The organism is Pseudobutyrivibrio sp. ACV-2 (genome assembly GCF_900107545.1).
Lineage (GTDB): Bacteria > Bacillota > Clostridia > Lachnospirales > Lachnospiraceae > Pseudobutyrivibrio.
On the sequence record NZ_FNQZ01000011.1, the window covers coordinates 16,223 to 36,984 of the forward strand.

A 20,762-nucleotide genomic window follows, 5' to 3' on the forward strand; every position below is an offset into this window, starting at 1 on the left:
CATGGCTGATGCTTCCCGTAAGGACATCCTCTACAGGCAGAGGGCTTCTTGCCTGTCTTTTTATTCATTACAACGCCTCGCCACCACGGTCATGAGGACGAGTGACACTTTCATGAATTGGAGCTTCACGCTTCTTATCAGCAAGCTTATCAAGAGCTGATTCACGCTGCTTTGCGGCGGTACGCTCCTCGAACTTCTCAGCCAGTTCGAAGACCTTATCCTTGGAATCATAGTGATAAACACTATCTGTGAGGATATCTTCCGGCTGAACCTCGGTAGCATTTACTGTGCGAACCATATCTTCCAAGTCAGCACGATTCATGCTTCCATCGTCTCTTACTAAGAGAATTTCATGGATTGATGATGGTAAAACATAAAAGTCACCGCCAACCCTCTCAGCCGCCTGTTCCATGAAATCCTGGTAAGCAAGTACACTAGCTCCCTGCACCTTATCTGGAACTGTGGCTACAAAAAGAGGCTCATTCTCTGGTGGGGCAATCGGCATGCCCATCATCATAAAGGCCTCGTCTCCCATCATTTCCTGCAATGTCTCAGACATGGTCTTGATCACTGCTGGACGAAGTTCCGGAGCGATTGTCATGGCATCTTCATGAAGCTGATCTGCTGTGATACCATAGGAATCCAAAAGCTGGTTTGTCACCAGAATGCTGGCTCTTCCCTCATCCGAAGTATCTAAAACAAAGCGATATACTACCGCCATGTCTTCGATGTTCTTGTGCGGAACCTTCTGAAGCATGTCAGCATTTCTCTCTGCCGATACCACTTCCATGGAAAGCGTCTGTTTCATCTGGTCATAATCATTGACCTTATCGATATCAAAGCTCTTCGATTCTGTGATTCCCTTCGCAGCCTGATCAGAAGCTCTCTCCACGATATCGATATAATCCTTTCCATCCTCATACGCTGCAAAAGCACTGCTGAGATTGATATTTACACCAATCACACTTCCCGGTGCCTTCACTGTCAAAGCATCATACCCATCGTTCAACTTATCAATATGCTGAACATCGGTCTCTGCTTCGATTCCCCTGTTTGCAAGATTCTTTAGCACATCCTGCTCCATGTCCTGTTTGAATTTCTCGTAGTCCATTGTCTACCTCCTTTGAATAGTGAATAGTTACTGCTCAAAATGAGCACAAAAAAAGCAGCTACCTCGATTGAGATAACTGCTATGTAACGTTCAATATTCAATTAGGGCGACAAATTTGAATTGTTAGCACTCTGTCTTATTGCACCGGAGGCATAAAGCATAAAATGCAATCGCCAGAAACTGTGATACCACAGACACAGTGACAAGATACACAGGATTCAAATCATACAGGGCACCGAGAAGCCAACTGCCCAGAAACCACGCAATACCAAATCCTGTCTCAAATATTCCGAAACCGGTGCTTCGCATGGAACGCGGGACGATTCCGCTGACAGCTGCTTTCATAATACTTTCCTGCGCCCCCATTCCAATCCCCCACAGAATTATCCCAGCTCCGATCAACCAGGCATTTCCAGTCATAAAAACAAAACATGAGAAGAATGTGCTGCATAGTGTGGAAATGATCAGAGCCTTCAGCCCGACCTTATCATAAAGCCAGCCAAAGAATAGTGCAGCAAAGGCATCCACAGCCATTGCCCCAGCATATAGCAGACTGAGCATGGATTCATTAAATGCTCCGGTATTAGCCGAATGAAGTGTGATCAGGGTGAAGTCTGCAAAGCCAAAAGCAAAAAAGCAGATGGCCGCCATGAACAGAACAAATGACTTCCTGAATTCAAAGCTTGCCGGTTTATCTTCCTGCTTTTCAAAGATCTCCGGATCAGGGTATCTTATCTTTGCTGCCAAAACAAGAGCTATGGTGATCATTGCAGGAACAAGCAGTATCGCAAAAGAGATCCTATACGTTGTAAAAAGGTCGTCTATACCTTTTACAAGAGCTGTTACAAAAAGCAGTACAGGTCCGAGAAACGCGCCAAGCTGATCCAGAAACTCCTGATAGGCAAAGCCTTTTCCGGTTCCGATTTCGCTTGCCGCAAAGCTTACCAATGTGTTTTTGGCAGGCTTTTTTATCGCTTTTCCGATACGCTCCAGGATCACAAGACCGCAGGCCCAAATCCAGCCATGTTCAGGTACGAGTGCCAGTGCAGGAATCGCCAGAGCCTGTATTACATAGCCTGTGATAACAAATGTCCAGTATTTCTTCGTTTTATCTGCTATAAATCCGGATATGAGCCTTAGTGAATACCCGCACAATTCTCCTATACCGGACACAAATCCGATGGTTGCAGCGGATGCCCCTGCGAGGTTCAGATATTCGCCCAATATGCTTCTTGCGCCTTCATGAGTCATGTCCGAAAACAGACTTACGATTCCCATCAGGGTTATAAATGTTATGGCGCCAGACAAAGCCTTTTTTTTATCCATGTTCTACTCCACTAATCCCGATTTGTAAATTTCACTGCCTTTAATTATACAAAATCCTTGGTCTTCATGAAATATCAAATCTATATTAGTCCCGCTATTCTTTGCTTCAAAACCCAGGCCACATCTTCCTTATCTTTATCACCCAACTGATCAAAGAGACGATATAACGAAATATACCTATTAAATAGAATCTGTTCTTCAGACTGCTCTACGTATTCTTCTAATAGAAGTTCCCTGACATCTACTCGATAGATTCTGGAAAACTGAATAATCTCATCTGTAGTGACCTGACGCTCATTCGCCTCAATTGCTCTCAAAGTTCTATCTGAGATGTGCATGTATTTAGCTGCTTCGCTTTGAGAATATCCTCTTTCCTCTCTTACTTTTTTAAGTTTATTTGCTGTAAATCGTCCCATACCAAAACCTCCTTCAACCGGAAGAAATCCTCCGGTTTTGAAAAAATCACCTTATATTTTATGTCCTATTTTGAATAAATTTTAAAAATAAAAGCCCTATTTTGAAAGCATGGAACTTCAAAAATAGGACTGTCAGCTACGACACTTTTTTAGGCAAAAAATATAGAGAGTCCGAAGACTCTCTATACTGTAAACGCTTTAAATTCAAGGCTTCTGGGAGTTTCAAAATCTTTCTTCTCCCCTGAAAATCAAGGAAAAATCGAGTTCTAAAACTCATTTTGAAGACCTAAAAAATCTCGTTTTTTATTAGTGCTTCTCGGCGATAGCAGCCTGTGCTGCTGCAAGTCTAGCGATTGGTACTCTGAATGGAGAGCATGATACATAGTCAAGACCAATCTTGTGGCAGAACTCTACTGAAGATGGGTCTCCACCGTGCTCACCGCAGATACCTACGTGAAGGTTTGGATTTACTGGCTTACCAAGTTTGATAGCTGTCTCCATAAGCTTACCAACACCTGTCTGGTCAAGCTTAGCAAATGGATCGTTCTCGAAGATCTTTGTGTCATAGTAAGCATTTAAGAACTTACCAGCATCATCACGAGAGAAACCAAATGTCATCTGTGTAAGGTCGTTTGTACCGAAGCAGAAGAAGTCAGCTTCCTTAGCGATTTCATCAGCTGTAAGAGCTGCACGTGGAATCTCGATCATTGTACCAACTTCGTATTCAAGTGTAGCGCCTGCTGCAGCGATTTCAGCATCAGCTGTCTCTACAACAACGTCCTTAACATACTTAAGCTCCTTAACCTCACATACAAGTGGGATCATGATTTCAGGCTTAACATTCCAATCTGGATGAGCCTTCTGTACTTCAAGTGCTGCACGGATAACAGCCTTTGTCTGCATCTTAGCAATTGAAGGATATGTAACTGCAAGACGGCATCCTCTGTGACCCATCATTGGGTTGAACTCGTGGAGTGACTCGCAGATGTTTCTGATTTCTTCTACTGACTTATTCTTAGCCTTTGCAAGCTTCTCGATATCAGCATCCTCTGTAGGAACGAATTCGTGAAGAGGTGGATCAAGGAATCTGATTGTAACTGGGCATCCCTCAAGTGCTTCGTAAAGAGCCTTGAAGTCTCCCTGCTGGTAAGGAAGAATCTTATCAAGAGCAACTTCTCTCTCTTCCTCTGTATCTGAGCAAATCATCTCACGGAATGCAGCGATTCTGTCAGCCTCGAAGAACATGTGCTCTGTACGGCAAAGACCGATACCTTCTGCACCAAGCTCTCTAGCCTTCTTAGCATCAGCAGGAGTATCTGCATTTGTACGAACCTTAAGTGTTCTGAACTCGTCAGCCCAAGCCATTACACGACCGAACTCACCAGCGATTGTAGCATCAACTGTTGGGATGATACCAGCGTAGATGTTACCTGTTGTACCATCGATAGAAATTTCAGAACCCTCTGTAAATGTAGTGCCTGCAAGAGTGAACTTCTTGTTTTCCTCATCCATAGCGATGTCGCCGCAACCAGATACACAGCATGTACCCATACCACGAGCAACAACGGCAGCGTGTGATGTCATACCACCACGAACTGTAAGGATACCCTGAGCAGCCTTCATACCTGTGATATCTTCTGGAGATGTCTCAAGACGTACAAGAACTACCTTTTCTCCTCTAGCAGCCCAAGCTTCTGCATCATCAGCTGTAAATACAACCTTACCGCAAGCAGCACCTGGAGAAGCGCCAAGACCCTTTCCAAGAGGTGTTGCAGCCTTAAGAGCAGCTGCCTCGAACTGTGGGTGAAGAAGTGTATCAAGGTTACGTGGGTCGATCATTGCTACAGCTTCTTCTGGTGTCTTGTGTCCCTCATCAACAAGGTCGCAAGCAATCTTAAGAGCAGCTGGAGCTGTTCTCTTACCGTTACGGCACTGGAGCATGTAAAGCTTCTTGTTCTCTACTGTGAACTCCATATCCTGCATATCATGGTAGTGATTCTCAAGAGTATCACATACCTTAATGAACTCTGCGTATGCTTCTGGGAACTGCTGCTCCATCTCAGCGATTGGCATTGGTGTACGAACACCAGCAACTACGTCCTCGCCCTGTGCATTAACAAGGAACTCACCCATAAGCTTGTTCTCGCCTGTAGCTGGGTCACGAGTAAATGCAACACCAGTACCAGACTCATTATTTAAGTTACCGAATACCATAGGCATTACGTTAACTGCAGTACCCCATGAATAAGGGATATCGTTATCTCTACGATAAACGTTTGCGCGTGGGTTATCCCATGAACGGAATACTGCTTCAATAGCGAGCTTTAACTGCTCTACTGGATCTGAAGGGAAGTCTGAACCAAGCTGATTCTTGTACTCTGCCTTGAACTGCTCTGCAAGTTCCTTAAGGTCTGCTGCAGTAAGGTCTACGTCAAACTTAACACCCTTCTTTTCCTTCATCTGATCAATGAGCTGTTCGAAGTACTTCTTACCAACTTCCATAACAACATCAGAGAACATCTGAATAAATCTTCTGTATGAATCATATACGAAACGCTCGAAAGCTGGATCTGGGTTACCAGCGATCATAGCTGCAACTACTTCATCATTAAGACCAAGGTTAAGGATTGTATCCATCATACCTGGCATAGATGCACGAGCACCTGAACGAACTGAAACGAGGAGTGGATTCTTGAGGTCACCGAACTTTTTGCCGTTGATCTCTTCCATCTTCTTAACACCTTCCATAGCCTGAGCCATGATTTCGTCGTTAATCTTACGACCATCCTCATAATACTGAGTACAAGCCTCAGTTGTAATTGTGAAACCCTGTGGAACTGGAAGACCAATACTTGTCATTTCTGCAAGGTTTGCTCCCTTTCCGCCGAGAAGGTTGCGCATTGTCATGTCACCTTCGCTAAACATATACACCCATTTGTTAGCCATTACAAAATCCTCCTAAAAAAACATTATTCTCGTACCCTCTGCATTTCGGGGTTGAGAGAGTACTTAATCATTTAAACACAAATTGTACACATATTCAAACAATATGGGGTTGTAATTACTACAAAAAAACGATGGTAATTTTTGTGCAATTTTTCACATAAATCACCATCGCCAATATAAGTTTTCCATAAATTGTGTCTAATTAAAAATATAATCTTCCTTCGATGCCGTAAGTCCGGCCTTTTGCTGACTTATAACAGCAGCTTCAAGTAATTTTTTGTCACCTAGCATATCCTTTAGTTTCCTTATCAGCTCCATATAGTTATCTATCTTGAAAATATTTTCAGCTGACATGTACTCTGCTCCATGCAGTGTTTCTTTGAAACCTAAAATAAGCTGATTATGAATAAATGCTGTTCTTGTAGCCTCTACAATTTCACCTTCATGATTAATATCCAAATAAAAATCGCATTGCATGAAAAGTCTATCCAAGGTAGCAGCCTTTATGTTTGGATACATAATCACATTTTCATATTTTTCATGGGCAAGCAGTTTTCCTGACATTTCGGTCAAAGCTGTCACATGGAATTTTATTTCAGGAACTGCCTCCACTATCTCCCTAAGCTTTTCCACATTTTCACTATTAGTGCAAATCAAAGCCTCAGGTCTTGCTCTATTTTGCTTTTTAAAGCTGTAGATAAAGCCCAGTTCCTTAAGCTTATCCTGCGGTGCATTAAGCTCACAAAGCTTTAAATATGATGGATGATTTTGAACAACTACTTTGCTGCAGCGAGTTGCTTTATCCTGAAAAATAACTGTCATGTTGCCTGGAATACTATCTCCTGTCGGCTCCTGCCAGAATAAAATATCCTTTTTGCAATCAGCTGCCGGTCTAAGGATGTTTGAAACAAAAAATGGTATGGATAATGAATTGAAATATAATGGATTGGCCTCCCAGCCCATGAGCCTAATAAAGTAGCATACAAACTCCACACGGTTTTTAAACCTAAGGATTTTGTCCTGATAATTTAAAATAATATCTGAGGTTACAAAATTTTCGACTATTACTTCACATCCTTCTACGTCGAAATAGGATTTATTAAACTTTTTCCCATCCTTGTTGAAGGTTGTACGAGCGTACATGGCACCGTATTTATTGTAATGCTCTGAGCAGCGGACAAATCCATACTCATCCAGGTAGTCCACCACCTTTACATAACGTCTGTGTGTGGGCTTTGAAAAAAATATTCTGCCCCGCTCTCTTTCCTTGTCATGGATGCTTCCGCTGGTGTTATTTGCACTGATTTCCCAAAAATCTGGAACCACTATCTGGTTGAAATACAGTGGCCTGCCCTGGCATTTATCACTAGACTTGAAATCTCCTAAAAAATACTCAAAAACATTAATAATCCCATCTGGCAAAAATCCTTCATCGTTGATAACTACAGCCTTAAAGGGAATGTCAGTATTTTTAAAGGAGTCAAAAAGGTCAAGACTTCCCCTGTTAAAATAGTCAAATAATAAAATTACTTCATTTCCACCAGGTCTTTCCATTTTTTCTCTACCTCACTGGCAAGATATTTTTCGGCTTTTTTGTAGGAATATCTGCTCATGGCATCCATGTCATCCTCTAAGCAAAGCCTCTTGATTGCCTCCACCATTTTTCCTTGTCTGCGACCTCGTTCCATTCCTGTAGCATACGGGAGCTTGTATCCGTTTTTCCCTTCGTCAATGAAGGTCTGGTTTCCGTATCTGACATCAAATCCTATGATTGGAAGCCCCGAGCCGATTGCCTCCATAAGAGTCAGCCCAAAGCCCTCACTTGTGGAGGCTGATAAATATGCCTCGTATTTTTTGTATATCTCTCGTAAATCCTGTTGCCCCATTAATCGTATATAGGTCGTGGCATTTAGTTTTTCTATCTGCGTCCTTAAGTCGTTTTCAGCACCACCTTTACCGTATATATCAAGTGTAATATCAGGCACGTCCTTGTGAGCTTCAACCACTGCTGCAACCAGCCAGTCCACATGCTTTTCTGTGGCAAGCCTTGAAGCTGTGATGAAGGAATGCTTTTTTCTTTGAGCCTCAGGCTTTCTTAGTTTTGAAAGGCTGCCGACTGGTATCGTATATACGTTAGGACTAACATTTAGATATTTCTCGAACTGCTCTATAAGTAAAGTGCGCTGTTTTTCTGTGGCAGTGATATAAAAATCAATATGCCTGTTCATTGAAAAGGTATATTCGTAATAATTATTCCAAAGAATATTGTCATCATTCGTAGCTCCTTCGCTAAAATGGTCTGCATGGATAACAACGCCAACCCTGGCTGCGCCTGCATTTTCCAAAATGCTTTGTGCCTGGCCTGTAGCTCTGTCTATAATGATGATATCCTGGTCAGTAAGAGATAGCTTTGAAGTCATGTAGCCAATCAGCTCTTCCTTGGAGCATATAAGCTTATCTTTAAATTTATACATAACCACATCGTCATCTATGATTTCTTCATAGGCCACACTGCCATCGTGATTAAAAAAGCGTCTTTGATACAGATGGGCCTTTCCATCAAGTGGTGCATAGTATTCGGTAAATATGCGGCCACTCATGAAATAATCCTTACGAATCAGACAACCTTCTGATACCATCTCTACCCTGTGGACAAAATCCTGATTCGCATTTACGAAGTAGATTTTAAAATAATTGTTATTACCCCTAAATACCATCCGACCTGTTTTGCCCTCCCTGTCAAAGGTAAAGGGCTTGGTTACAGACTGCTTTAAATCATCAAGGGTATAAGTAACAGGCTCTGGTGAGTAATCTGTAAAGAAGGTATAAAGCCAGATTATTTCTTCATCCTTAAAGCCTATGTTTCTAGTCATATCAATCAGATTGTCTCTTGGAAACATATCTGTAAATATGAATTTAGCTGGCTTATTTATATTTCTTAGGACTTTAGCTCTGTAGCTTTGGGCATACTCAACACCTGAGGATGCCCAGCCTATGCCTATGTTGTAGTTGTAGATCATTTTTGGATACCTCGGTTATAAATAATAAATGGAGAGTTAAATAAATTCATTAGGTACGACACCTCATCCGGCCTTCGGCCACCTTCCCCCTCGCCGGGGTGGCAGATAACGCTAAAGCATTATCTCTTCCCTCAAGGGGAAGGCATTCATCATGGCAATATTATCCTTAATTTATTTTTCTTATCCAAACTAACTTCGCTTAGCAATACATTTCTGATGATATTCCGCTTTATCTGACTTTCCATTTTTCTGAAGGACTCAAGAGCCTCCCCTTGGTATTCAAAAATCAGATTTCGCTGGGCTGAGCTTCTGCCGGAGACTGCCCCCTGGAGCTGTTGCAGATAATCAACCTGCTCTATCCAGGCTTCGTCGATGGCGGATAGAGCTGATACTCTGATAAAATCATTCATGCCCTTTTCAGAGCCGATTTGCTCTAGTTTTTCGTTGAGGGATTGTTCTACCCTACTTTTGATATAGGCCTTTACTCTGGATTTGTTTGCCAGATTTATTGAGGACATATTCCGTTCCATTTTGTAGGAAATATTATCCAAAATATATCTGTTAAACTCCGGCAAGGTCAGATTATGATGCTCCTTTAAAAATCCATCGGTATTTTCCATGGCAATATCAATAAGTTTGTTCCAGGCAACTGTTCCACCATCTAAAAGCATATCTCTGGTTTCATAGATAAGCTTTCTTTCAAGCTGCAGCACCACATCATAATCCTTTGCATTTTTTCTGTTTGTGACGCCTGTCTCCTCGTTTATTTTCTGTGCGCCATTTACTATTTTCTTTATTTTCCTATCGCTTATACGTTTTTCACCGTCTATGTATTTTTTTAGCTTCTCCGGGTCAGTTCCCTTTTCGACGATATCATCCTCTAAAGAAACGATAAACCTGCTATAACCTGGGTCTCCCTGGCGTCCGGCACGTCCCCTTGCCTGGCGTTCATCACGAATGTTTAGCATTCGCCCTACCCCTATTACAGCAAGTCCTCCAAGCTCCTTGACTCCGGCGCCAAGCTTTATATCAGTGCCTCGCCCTGCCATAGATGTAGCCACAGTAATGGCGCCCATCTGACCTGCCTCTTTTATAATATCTGCTTCCCAAAAGGCATTGTTGGCATTTAGTACAGAATGCGCCAGACCTTCCTTTACAAGTAAGTGAGAAAGGATTTCCGTATCCGCAATCATTGTGGTCACTATAAGCACCGGCTGTCCTGTGTCATGCTTTTTGATAGCCAGCTTTATAGCTGCATCAAACTGCTTTTTTGAATCGCTAAAATACCAGTCAGGACAATCCACTCGCTGAATAGGATTGTTGGTAGGTATCACCACAACCCGCTTACCATATACGTCATACAGCTCATCCTTGGCATCGTAAATAGTTCCGCTCATGCCAGCCATTTTAGGAAACATTGAAAAAAAATTCTGGTAGGTGATGGATGCCATGGAGCGGTTCTCCTGGGTAATCGCCACCTTTTCCTTACACTCCAGTGCCTGATGCTGTCCACCGCGCAGCTTAACTCCCTTTAGCATTCGACCAGAGCTGGCATCTATAAGAGCCACCTCTCCAGACTCAGAAATCATATATTCTGTACCCTTTTCTATAATCTTGTTTGCACGAAGCGCCAGCACAAGATGTCTGTATATCTCAAAATATTTCGGATCAAAAATATTATCTATTCCAAAATAGCTTTCTGCATATTCAAGTCCCTTTTCTGTGAACCAGACATTTTTCTCCTCAATTTCATAATCTTCATCCTCCTTTAGGGTATGGATAAAGAAATCTGCCATCTCATATAAATTTGACTGAACACGAGGAGCTCCAGAAATTACAAGCGGAGTACTTGCACTGTCAAGTAGTACCGAATCTGCCTCATCGATGATTATGAAATAAAATTCGCGCATAAATCTGTCTTTGGCAGACTTTACCAGATTGTTGATTAGGTAATCGAAGCCCAATGCAGAATGAGTGGTATAAACTATGTCAGATGCATATATTTCCTTCTTTTCATCATTTTCAAATTTATCATCGGCATCTCTCTTAACACCTGCTGCAATTGTCAGCCCCATAAATCTATAGGCCGGCCCCATCTCCTCTGCATCACGCAGTGCCAGGTATTCATTGTTTGTCACAAGAATAGCACCTTTTCCTGTGAGACCATTCAGATACATAGGGCAAGTAGCAGTAAGTGTCTTGCCCTCGCCTGTGTTCATTTCTGCCAGATATCCATGATGCATGGCAATGCCCGCCAATATCTGCACATCAAAAGGAAACATTCCAAGGACTCTTTTGTCAGCCTCGCACATGGCCGCAAAAGCCTCAGGAAGCATTTTGTCCAAATCCTCCCCATTCTCAAATCGATACCTAAACTCTGCTGTTTTCGCCTTTAAGCTTTCATCAGAAAGTGCCGCCATTTCCTCTTTATAGGCCTTTACCTTTTTGAGCTCCTTATAAAGTTTCTTTACGATTCCCTTGGTCTTTTTAATTTCCATTATTCTATTTCTTCAATAACAACTGAGTGAAAAGTAAATTCCTTCATTCCTGCATTTATAAGCTGCATCTTATAGCTATAGGTTTTAAGTGGGCAGGAAAATTCTGCTTCATCGCCTCTTATGGTAAAATCCCCAGCCTCACGCTCATATCTATCAAGAAAAACAAGACGTATCAGACATCCAGTTTTATCGGGAGTTTCCACATTGATTTTGATTCGGTATCTGCTTTCTCCATCTATCATTGGGAGCGTAGGCTCAATCCTCTGAGCCTGATAATTGGTCAGGGAATGCCACTGCTTAATAACCGTTCCAGGTGGCATCAGTGTATTTTTAAAATGCACATCATTCCTTGCCCTATACTCTATTTCCGAACCGTATAGGTAGGTGTCAGCACTATATTCGTTCCAGTAAATCGTCCAACTTGCATTAACCATTTAATTCTCCAGGGTGGCTCTAACCATCTTCCATTTTTCCAAAAGCTTTCGGGTGGTAAATCTTTGTGCTATCTCATAGGAATAAACCTTGGCCTGATTCCAGTTGGCAAGGGAGCCTAAGAAATAATCCAAAGCGGGTGGAATATGATCAAATTCTGTCACAACAAAGCCGTTATACATATTCTGCATATACTGAGTCTCGCGCCTGATAATCTGGGGAATAGCCGAGCTGATACAGTTAATCTGCAGATATAAATCAGGATTATGTCTCATATCCACCATGATTCTTTGTTCACGGATACATTTGCTCACAGAAAGCTCATCCACGCATTGCTCCACAAAAAATCTTACAGGTATTTCCTCTATATCTTCATCCATTTCCTTGGCGTTTTCCTCGGTGTCATCATCTATCACCTCAGGAATTACAATTCTTCTGTCAAAACCGGCATTTTCCAAAATGTCTGCTATTCGATTTAGAAGCATCTCCTCAATATTGTAGGTGGCATTTCTGGTAAAGATGTGAATCATGGCATTTTCATTTTGTGGAAGATAACTTGCCAACTGAATCATCAGCGCTTCAAATCTTTCCACTGGAAGTCCGTCCACAGGCACCAGTATCTTTTGAACTGTCAGCTCGCCACTAATGCCAAAATCCATTCTGGAATCATATGGTGAAATATCGATAATGTTTTCTATATCTGTTTCCATTTCACGAATCAAATATCTGGAGGTCGCCTCCGCATCAGTAATGATATAGCTGGCTTTTTTGATTAAATCTTTTTTTTCTGGATGATCCTTTATTCTGTATCTATCGCCATAGAAAGATAAAATACATTTTTTTCTTCCTATACATTCTTCCATTGCATAGATATTTTTATCATGTACTGCAATACAAAAAATATCTTCTTCATTGTCATTTGCCAAAATATGAGAATACAAAACTTCACGAATTACTTCACCAATATTATCGTACCTCAGATGAGCAAAAGTTCTTCTGACAGGCTCACCATCATCTATCACATAAAATGTATTTGACTTAGGATTTATTTCAACATTACCATTCTCAGCGTACAACCTAAGCTTTGTAGCACCATCCTCTGTAAGATAATCTGTATAAGACAGTTGCCCATTTGTATAAACCTCTGTAGCTGATACAAAGCCTCTGTCATCATAAATATTTTTTCGAATGATAAGCCCATTTGAATACATGGCTACCTCAATTGGGTTTCCCGCTTCACCAAATTCTATCTGGGCATACTTTTGACCATGCAAATATCCCACAACTACAAACGGGGTATATACGAATTCAATATCCTCCGGCCAGCTTAAATTGTGAAAAGAGAAAACCTCAGCCTTTTTTCTTTTCACCTCCTGGATTGCATCAAAACATGACCAATAAGGGGCATGGAACACACCCTGTCTGTGAAGGAAATGTCTAAAGTTTGGAGTATAACTTAACAGCAGAATTTTAAAATCACGCTGTCCGCTTCTATGAAACATCTGCACCTGTTTAACCGTATCGTCGAATTCAGTATGCATACGTCTGGTGTGCCAGCTTTGCTCCAGCTCCTTCCATTTATTCTGTTGATACCATGCAGGAATGAAATAAAACATATATGCACCTCATTTTACGGGAAAGCCTGCCCCTGCAACTTGCCTACGGCAATGGACCTGCTTTAAATAAAAGGTATGTATGCGTCATAATCTCTCACTGCCCTAAACTCTCTGTAGAGATTGCAATTAATACTGGCCATGGCAATCAAGATAGATGGCAGACTCATTACCGATGCAGGCACGAAGCCAATTAGTGAAAGATATAAAGGTAATCCTATAAATATACTCATAAAGGTGGCAGAAAAAATGCTTATTACAAGTATTCTATGAGCTATGAAGGCTCTGGTTCTTCTTCCTGCCTTTAAGCCTGTAATACTGTCTCCACTTTTTTGCAGACTTTCAGCCAGATTTTTTGGACTGATAAAAATAAAAGAAAAAACAATTGTAATTACATAAAGCACTGCCACATACACTGTGATACCAAGTGGATGTGCTGTGTCCATATTTTCTTTTGCCCATGCAAAACTGGCATTATCTGGGAAAAGTATTGTAAGAAGTGTGCATATATAAGTGGGAACCATAAAAAAAGCTGATGAAAACATTACAGGCATCATACCAATAGGATTAAGCTTTATGGGAATATAATTTTTATCGGAATAAATACTGTGAATAGAAATTCTTTGCATAGGAATTCTATATTCACTGTTCTCAAAGATGATAGTGAATAAAAGCGCCAATATGGAAACCATACCTATTATTTTCAGCTCTTCAAATTCTACGGTTCTTACCGTATTTACGATACTATCCAGTATATTTACATAGATTAAAACGGTCTGTCCCCCCACGCCATATTTGCCATTTCTGGTGGCAAGCCACAGTATCACAAAGGCTCCTGTGACCATTTCCACGCCTGAAACAATTTTTGCAATAATAAGCTCTACGCCACCGTCGTATATGTATAGAGTAGATTGTGTGGTGAAATAGGCCTGAACAGCGGCCCAGACAAACATGAGTTGCAAAGTGGCCCATGTAACTTTTTTAGGAGATGTTTTAGATTTGCTGTCAGCGTTTTTGACAGAAACTAACATTTGAATAATAAGAGTAGAAAACATAAAAGGAGATATACCAAGAGCAAGCAAGCTTGTCTTGTATCTATCTCCTCCGATTGTTTGCATTATTAAATCTGCGGACTTGTCCCTAAAAGCGTCATAGGCTGCTAAATCCACACCGAAAAGAGGCAGCTCTCTACCAACTAAATATGCTGCCATGATAAACAGTGTATAAATCAGCTTTTGAACTAACGTCTTAGGAAAAAAATGTTTTTTCAAACTCAGTCCCCAAAATATTTAGTACCAACATAGTAACATTAAATAATATTAAGTATCCTATGCAAAAGCATTTCAAGGCTGACTGCCCAAAGTAGCAAAGCACCTGCAACGTAGGCAATGGTTTTATTTTCAAAACCAAAGTGAAGTCCTGTGTATAAACCAAGAACAACCATCACTATGGATATCACAACTATTATGATAATCAGATGCCAAATCGTAACTCCCACCAGCGCACAGGTAAGACCTGCTATAGCTGTATAAATGCTGGACATAACTATCATTCTGGCATATTCAAATACCTTTAAGGATTCCTTGAGATGCTCCTGTATAAACTCTCGCTTGATGGCTTTAACCACAAGCCTAACGCCTAGGGCTGCAAGAACAATGGCTGTAATCTCCTCTCCATAGAAAAGGGGATCATCAAAATATCCCTGACTCAGAAGGGCTCGACAACCAGCGTAGCCTGCAAAATAAAAAGTCAACTCAATTATTGCCACAACTGAACAGGCAATGACAAGGGTCCTTTTTCTGATGTGAGCCACCATAGCCCCCTGTATCTCCATTGCGGCAAATACATCCAATAAAATTCCTGCTATAATAAGCAGGTTCTCTATCAAACTCATATATAATTATACTCCAATCAAATAAACTCGAATAATATTTCTCAGATTTCTCACAATTTAATCTTAAAACTTCTGTGTCCTAATAGAAATATATAATCACCTCAGTCCGTGTGACTACAAGATACAATGTATCGAAAATGTATGTTAAATACTAAATGTTTTTTGTAACCACATCTATGATTGGGCTATGAAAAATCTTCACATAAACATCTGTTAGCTCTTCCACTGGAGCGTTCATACCTCGTTTTATCCACTGAATGGTTATCCAGCTGATAGCATGGGCTAAAAAATCTGCCACAGTTTCTTCAGTAAGCCAAGGATAGTTTGCAGCCTTCGCCAGGCTATTTAAATCCAGATACTTAGAAACAGTTTTAGCTACACAATTGTTAAAAATCTCGTTGAAGGAATTCTGCCCTTCTAAATCGATAGCCTTTTTATAGAATTCCTTTTCCTTTTCCATTGTGGTTAGGATGTAAGTGATGCCTTCTTTTATCATGCCATTTGAAAGGAATGGTTCCACTGGAGCAAACAAATCATGGATGGTTATCCACTCTAAAAGCTCGTATTTATCTTGGAAATGATTATAGAAGGTGGGTCTGATTACTCCAGCCTTATCTGTAATTTCTTTTATAGTTATCTTCTCGATTGGCTTTATAATAGCCAGCTCCTTCAAGCTATCTGCTAATACAATGTCAATTGGATTTTGTGTCTGATTGTTCATAGTTGCTCCTTAGGAATCCTGATATTCCACTGTAACGTAGAATCCTTTTGGCGTTTCTTTTACATCTACTACCGTGCCTTCTTTCGCCTTGATTCTCTGCAGAGTAGTAAAATTGCCCGACATGGCGTAAGACCTGCCGAGCACATAGTAGTAAGAGTTTGGTAACTCATATTCTGTAATGGAAAGCACATCCCCTACTTCAAGGAGGCCTGTGCGTTCCATCTTAAATTCCATCTGTCCCATTTTTAAATATCTTCCTCTGAAATGATATCAACGTCCACAATCCTTGTGGCTTTTCTAACCTTGTGAACTGTAAAAATATCTGTAATACCATCGTACATAAGCATTAAGCCTATGATTCTTGTGGCAAGTGTGACCATGTGGAATGCATCGGCAATACATATTACTCCAAGAAGGATGTTTACAATTGCAATAATAAATGAAAGCCATGGTCTAGGCGCATGGAATTTCGTGGCCTCGATTGCAAGACCTAAATCCTGTAGGCCGTGCACAACTAAAAGTACGCCGATAGCAATAGGAATAATAGAAACAATTGCTCCTGGAGCCATAAAAATCCAGATACCTATTACAGCAAGAACTCCACCAACAACCATGCCCATAGCATTGAATCCATTTTCAAAAAGCTGGCTTATAATGACAAACACGCCTGCTAAAACAATGATGGCTCCAATAGCTTTTCCGATGGTAGAAAGACTTTGTGCCGGATATATAAGAAGTAAAATACCAATGACAATGCTTAGTATTCCTGAAACTGTAATGTTCAGGCGTAAATCCTTAATCTTTTCTTTCATGATAGATTTATCCCCCTTTTCGTAGCCTTAAGCTATAAAAATTTAGTGTTCCTTTTCTTTGCCCCAGAAAGCAATAGCAACTGTGCCTGGACCTGTGTGTGCTCCGATTGTAGGACCAATATCGAAAATACGGATTTTTTCTTTCATGTTAGGGAATGCAGCCTCTAGCATATCTGCCATCTCACGAGCATCCTCATAGCAAACTGAATGGGTTATGAAAATGTTTTCTGCATAATCTGCACCTTTTTCAATTCGCTCCTTTACTGCAGCAAGGGCAGCCTTTTTAACTGTCTTTTTACCTCTGCATTTTTGACGAGGGATAAGCTTTCCTTCATCATTGATATTGAGCAATGGACAAATATTAAGGGCTGTTCCAAACCAACCAGAAAGCTTTGAAACTCTACCACCTCGGATAAAGAATGTAAGATCTGTGGTGAAGAACCAGGTATTTTGATTTTGTACATGCTCCTCTGCCCATGTCACAAGCTGTTCATAGCTGTAACCTTCATCTCTAAGGCTAGCAAGCTTATCCATAATTATGGCGTAGCCTGCTGAAGCAGATAAGCTATCTATGACAACTACCCTTCTATCAGGAAACTCTTCTTTCATTTGGTCTGCAGCAATTCTTGCTGAATTGATAACTCCTGAAATACCACTGGAAAGAGTAAGATGTATCACATCCTTGCCTTCCTTTAAAAAGCTCCTGAAATATTCTGTAAACTCATCTGCGTTTACCTGTGATGTTCTGGTCATTGCTCCATCTACCATAGCCTGGTAGAAATCCTGTGGAGACATGGATTTAAAAAGATCATCCTTGTATGGCTTATCATCTAAATAATAATGAAAGCAAATGTGCTCTAAATTTCTCTCCTTTAGAAACTCCTCTGTTGTGTCTACTGTAGAACAGCAACTAATTACATATTCTGACATAATTCACCTATTTAAACTAAAATATTAACCTTTGTAACCTATAAAGTATAACTCATTCATCTATAAAAATGCAACCGAACGGCGCCCCTCCTGTAATAATACGTGTAAACAAGTGGACTTTGTCACTCTCAAATAAAAAATGAGCGCAGGTAACTTTGCGCCCATTTTTATTGTATTTAAAATACAAATTTTATTGTCCTGCCTGCATAATTGCAGCTTCTACTGCATCTAACAATCCTTCAGATGAATAGGTAGCGCCTGAAACCATATCCACGTCACAGCTTTGAGCCTTTAGAATAGTATCTGTTTCTTCATTTATCTGTTCTGCTGTTTTGGGATTTTCTATCTTCTCGGAAGCTTCCTCACCACTTGCATTTATGGCAGCAACTGAGGCAGTGCTAACAAGCAATGCTACTGATACAGCTATCATCTGACGCTTTGGAAAGTTGTAAAGCAGCTACAGATTATTCAGCAGAACGTATTAAAGTTCCTTTTTGGAAGATGGTAATTCCATAAACATAAAAAATCTTTCCCGAGCGATTAAACCGGGAAAGATTTTTTTTGATTATAAATATGGAAGGAATTAATGAAAAAGAAAAAATTATTTCTTGATTCTGATGCTAACAACAGAGCAAGCTGGAAGCTTTACGCAAAGTCCATCCTCTGTCTTGTTGTAATCTGTGAATTCTGTCTCCTTTACAACTTCTGGAGCTTCAAATGTGTTGTGTGCATTCATTGTACCTGCTACATAAGTAGCTTCGCATACCTGATATGCTGCACCATCCTTTGTAAGCTGGATTTCTACATCCTCTGCTGCCTCAAGTGAGTTGTTTGTAAGTGTGATTGTGATAACACCATTTTCGTCCTCAGAAACAGATTCAAATACCTTTGGAAGCTCGTTCTTTCCAGAACCAACTGTTCCGTTTGAGATAAGGCTTGAGTCGAGAAGTGTTGCTCCCTGATGATGACGATACATTTTGAAGACGTAGTAAGTTGGGGTTTTAATCATCTTCTCGCCATCTGTAAGCATCACTGCCTGAAGCACGTTAATCATCTGAGCGATACATGCAAGCTTTACTCTATCTGAGTGCTTATTGAAGATATTAAGGTTCATACCAGCAACAAGTGCATCACGCATTGTATTCTGCTGATATAAGAAGCCTGGATTTGTACCTGGCTCAACATCTGTCCAGATACCCCACTCATCAATCATCATGCCAATCTTTTTGTCTGGGTCATACTGATCCATAATTGCACCATGCTTATTGATAAGCTCTTCCATGAAATAGCTTCTCTTAAGAGTCTGATAAAAGACTTCTTCTGTGAAATCTGTAGCACTTCCCTTGAAGTTCCAATCGTCCTCTGTCTCAGGAAGTGTATAATAATGAAGTGAAAGTCCATCCATGTGGCCATGTAAATGCTCTGGAGTATGATCAAAGCAGGTATCAAGTACTTCCTTTGTCCAATGATAGTCATCTACATTTGCACCACAGCAAATCTTTGCAATTGGCTTATTGCCATTGTAATTTCTAACATATGTCTGATAACGTCTATACTCATCTGCATAGTGCTGAGGACGCATATTTCCACCGCAGCCCCAGTTTTCATTACCAACTCCAAGGTAGTCAACTACCCATGGCTCCTCATGACCATTTTGCTTACGAAGATCTGCCATTGGAGATACTCCGTTGAAGGTCATGTACTCAACCCATTCGCTCATTTCACGAACAGTACCTGAGCCTAAATTCGCATTTACGTATGTCTTACATCCAAGCTGACGGCAGAGCTCAAAGAACTCATGTGTACCAAAGCTGTTATCCTCTACTACACCGCCCCAGTGTGTGTTGATCATTTTTTTGCGTGTTTCCTTTGGACCAATTCCGTCCATCCAGTGATACTCATCTGCAAAGCATCCACCTGGCCAACGAAGTACAGGTACCTTCATCTCTTTAAGAGCTTCCACGACATCTGTACGCATTCCGTTAACATTTGGAATATCACTGTTTTCACCTACATAAAGTCCTTCATAGATGCATCGACCAAGGTGCTCAGAAAAGTGTCCATAGATTTCTGGAGCAATGGTGCTCTTTTTGTTCTCGTTATTGATAACTAATTTTGACATAATTATTATTCATCCTTTCATGGGTTAATAAAACAATCTATGATTGTTTTATTAACCTTTTACCGCTCCTGCAGTCATTCCGTCAATAATGTATCTGTTAAAGATTAAGAAAATTACCAAAATAGGTAAAATTCCAAACATTGAACCAGCGATAAGCACATCATAGTTATTTCCATAAGGAGTGAGCAATGTATTAAGTCCAATAGGAAGTGTGAACTTGTTTGCTCCCTTAAGTACAAGAAGTGGCCAAAGGATTGCATTCCAGCTACCCATCGCACAAAGGATACCCATTGATGCAAATGCTGGCTTAGCCAAAGGTAAAATAATCTTTACAGAGATTTTGTACTCATTACAGCCATCGATACGGGCAGCATCAAGCAAATCCTTAGGAAGACCTGAGAGGTATTGTTTGAAGAAGAAAATTGTTGATGCTCCACACAGACCGATAATAATAACGCCTGTATATGTATCGATGAGCTTGAATGCTATGATTTCCTTATATAATGGAAGCATAAGGATTTCAAAAGGTACCATCATTGTTGCAAGCACGATTGTAAATAATGCATTCTTAAATCTGAATTCGTACATAGTCAAACCATATGCAACGAAGTAGCAGATAAGTAATGTTAAAGCTACTGATACAACTGTGATAACAAGTGAATTTTTGTACCACATGAAATATTTCTGGCTGTCAGCATTTCCACTGAACAAATATGTATAGTTGTTCAGATTCATAGTGGAAATATCCAAGTCTATCGCTAAACCTCTACGAATCAGCTGTGTACCAGGTCTAAATGAAGCAAGTAAGCCTGCGAACACTGGGAAAATAATAATCAAACTGAGAATCAGGAAAAATCCTGTTCCTAAAATAGTTCCTACTCTTCTTTGAGGAGTACCTGACATTGTTTTTTGCTTTGCCAT

At 40.6% G+C, this 20,762-nt stretch carries 18 protein-coding genes; all 18 read right to left on the minus strand.

Features of this window, described 5'->3' with window-relative positions; translation table 11 throughout:
* Positions 1-67 precede the first annotated feature (67 nt).
* A complete protein-coding gene (locus BLV53_RS11825) occupies positions 68-1,111 on the minus strand; it encodes a DUF5688 family protein (protein ID WP_207646237.1) in 1,044 nt (347 codons plus the stop codon).
* 123 nt (positions 1,112-1,234) lie between these two features.
* Positions 1,235-2,437, minus strand: a complete 1,203-nt coding sequence (locus BLV53_RS11830; protein ID WP_028236229.1) for an MFS transporter — start codon at positions 2,435-2,437, stop codon at positions 1,235-1,237.
* A gap of 80 nt (positions 2,438-2,517) precedes the next feature.
* Positions 2,518-2,853 carry a helix-turn-helix transcriptional regulator gene (locus BLV53_RS11835; protein WP_090301114.1) on the minus strand — a complete coding sequence of 112 codons (336 nt, stop codon included), beginning with the start codon at positions 2,851-2,853 and terminating at the stop codon, positions 2,518-2,520.
* 306 nt (positions 2,854-3,159) lie between these two features.
* Positions 3,160-5,799, minus strand: coding sequence for a pyruvate, phosphate dikinase (gene ppdK / locus BLV53_RS11840; protein ID WP_090301116.1), 2,640 nt, complete (start codon positions 5,797-5,799; stop codon positions 3,160-3,162).
* Between the two features lie 198 nt (positions 5,800-5,997).
* Complete coding sequence (gtfB, locus tag BLV53_RS11845) at positions 5,998-7,353, minus strand: accessory Sec system glycosylation chaperone GtfB (RefSeq protein ID WP_090301118.1); 1,356 nt, start codon at positions 7,351-7,353, stop codon at positions 5,998-6,000.
* Positions 7,326-8,819, minus strand: coding sequence for an accessory Sec system glycosyltransferase GtfA (gtfA, locus tag BLV53_RS11850; RefSeq protein ID WP_090301120.1), 1,494 nt, complete (start codon positions 8,817-8,819; stop codon positions 7,326-7,328). The genes gtfB and gtfA overlap by 28 nt, the downstream gene beginning before the upstream one ends.
* A 149-nt stretch (positions 8,820-8,968) precedes the next feature.
* Positions 8,969-11,317 carry an accessory Sec system translocase SecA2 gene (gene secA2, locus BLV53_RS11855; protein ID WP_090301122.1) on the minus strand — a complete coding sequence of 783 codons (2,349 nt, stop codon included), beginning with the start codon at positions 11,315-11,317 and terminating at the stop codon, positions 8,969-8,971.
* Positions 11,317-11,751 (minus strand): accessory Sec system protein Asp3, encoded by a 435-nt coding sequence (gene asp3, locus BLV53_RS11860; RefSeq protein WP_090301125.1) that lies wholly within the window; start codon positions 11,749-11,751, stop codon positions 11,317-11,319. The genes secA2 and asp3 overlap by 1 nt, the downstream gene beginning before the upstream one ends.
* Entirely contained in the window at positions 11,752-13,365 is a 1,614-nt protein-coding gene (gene asp1 / locus BLV53_RS11865) for an accessory Sec system protein Asp1 (RefSeq protein ID WP_090301127.1), read from the minus strand.
* Positions 13,366-13,427: 62 nt separating this feature from the next.
* A complete protein-coding gene (locus BLV53_RS11870) occupies positions 13,428-14,633 on the minus strand; it encodes a hypothetical protein (protein ID WP_090301129.1) in 1,206 nt (401 codons plus the stop codon).
* Between the two features lie 38 nt (positions 14,634-14,671).
* Positions 14,672-15,256: a manganese efflux pump gene (locus BLV53_RS11875; protein ID WP_090301131.1), complete on the minus strand. Its 585-nt coding sequence runs from the start codon at positions 15,254-15,256 to the stop codon at positions 14,672-14,674.
* 151 nt (positions 15,257-15,407) lie between these two features.
* Complete coding sequence (locus BLV53_RS11880) at positions 15,408-15,977, minus strand: TetR/AcrR family transcriptional regulator C-terminal domain-containing protein (protein WP_090301133.1); 570 nt, start codon at positions 15,975-15,977, stop codon at positions 15,408-15,410.
* A 9-nt stretch (positions 15,978-15,986) separates the two neighbouring features.
* Positions 15,987-16,220, minus strand: coding sequence for a hypothetical protein (locus tag BLV53_RS11885; protein WP_090301135.1), 234 nt, complete (start codon positions 16,218-16,220; stop codon positions 15,987-15,989).
* A 2-nt stretch (positions 16,221-16,222) separates the two neighbouring features.
* On the minus strand, positions 16,223-16,789 hold the full coding sequence (locus BLV53_RS11890; RefSeq protein WP_090301137.1) for an HdeD family acid-resistance protein: 567 nt from the start codon (positions 16,787-16,789) through the stop codon (positions 16,223-16,225).
* Positions 16,790-16,831: 42 nt separating this feature from the next.
* A complete protein-coding gene (locus tag BLV53_RS11895; RefSeq protein ID WP_090301139.1) occupies positions 16,832-17,719 on the minus strand; it encodes a DegV family protein in 888 nt (295 codons plus the stop codon).
* Positions 17,720-17,909: 190 nt separating this feature from the next.
* Positions 17,910-18,149 carry an FMN-binding protein gene (locus tag BLV53_RS11900; protein WP_090301141.1) on the minus strand — a complete coding sequence of 80 codons (240 nt, stop codon included), beginning with the start codon at positions 18,147-18,149 and terminating at the stop codon, positions 17,910-17,912.
* Between the two features lie 171 nt (positions 18,150-18,320).
* Positions 18,321-19,841 carry an alpha-N-arabinofuranosidase gene (locus tag BLV53_RS11905; protein WP_090301143.1) on the minus strand — a complete coding sequence of 507 codons (1,521 nt, stop codon included), beginning with the start codon at positions 19,839-19,841 and terminating at the stop codon, positions 18,321-18,323.
* Between the two features lie 51 nt (positions 19,842-19,892).
* Positions 19,893-20,762 (minus strand): carbohydrate ABC transporter permease, encoded by an 870-nt coding sequence (locus BLV53_RS11910; protein ID WP_242879095.1) that lies wholly within the window; start codon positions 20,760-20,762, stop codon positions 19,893-19,895.

Coding starts and splice junctions, on each gene's coding strand:
- BLV53_RS11890 (WP_090301137.1), bottom strand. CDS start 16,789: ATGAAAGAAAAGATTAAGGATTTACGCCTGAACATTACAGTTTCAGGA.
- gtfA (WP_090301120.1), bottom strand. CDS start 8,819: ATGATCTACAACTACAACATAGGCATAGGCTGGGCATCCTCAGGTGTT.
- BLV53_RS11825 (WP_207646237.1), bottom strand. CDS start 1,111: ATGGACTACGAGAAATTCAAACAGGACATGGAGCAGGATGTGCTAAAG.
- BLV53_RS11830 (WP_028236229.1), bottom strand. CDS start 2,437: ATGGATAAAAAAAAGGCTTTGTCTGGCGCCATAACATTTATAACCCTG.
- ppdK (WP_090301116.1), bottom strand. CDS start 5,799: ATGGCTAACAAATGGGTGTATATGTTTAGCGAAGGTGACATGACAATG.
- asp3 (WP_090301125.1), bottom strand. CDS start 11,751: ATGGTTAATGCAAGTTGGACGATTTACTGGAACGAATATAGTGCTGAC.
- BLV53_RS11905 (WP_090301143.1), bottom strand. CDS start 19,841: ATGTCAAAATTAGTTATCAATAACGAGAACAAAAAGAGCACCATTGCT.
- BLV53_RS11835 (WP_090301114.1), bottom strand. CDS start 2,853: ATGGGACGATTTACAGCAAATAAACTTAAAAAAGTAAGAGAGGAAAGA.
- BLV53_RS11910 (WP_242879095.1), bottom strand. CDS start 20,762: ATGGCAAAGCAAAAAACAATGTCAGGTACTCCTCAAAGAAGAGTAGGA.
- BLV53_RS11885 (WP_090301135.1), bottom strand. CDS start 16,220: ATGGGACAGATGGAATTTAAGATGGAACGCACAGGCCTCCTTGAAGTA.
- BLV53_RS11875 (WP_090301131.1), bottom strand. CDS start 15,256: ATGAGTTTGATAGAGAACCTGCTTATTATAGCAGGAATTTTATTGGAT.
- secA2 (WP_090301122.1), bottom strand. CDS start 11,317: ATGGAAATTAAAAAGACCAAGGGAATCGTAAAGAAACTTTATAAGGAG.
- gtfB (WP_090301118.1), bottom strand. CDS start 7,353: ATGGAAAGACCTGGTGGAAATGAAGTAATTTTATTATTTGACTATTTT.
- BLV53_RS11895 (WP_090301139.1), bottom strand. CDS start 17,719: ATGTCAGAATATGTAATTAGTTGCTGTTCTACAGTAGACACAACAGAG.
- BLV53_RS11900 (WP_090301141.1), bottom strand. CDS start 18,149: ATGATAGCTGTATCAGTAGCATTGCTTGTTAGCACTGCCTCAGTTGCT.
- asp1 (WP_090301127.1), bottom strand. CDS start 13,365: ATGTTTTATTTCATTCCTGCATGGTATCAACAGAATAAATGGAAGGAG.
- BLV53_RS11880 (WP_090301133.1), bottom strand. CDS start 15,977: ATGAACAATCAGACACAAAATCCAATTGACATTGTATTAGCAGATAGC.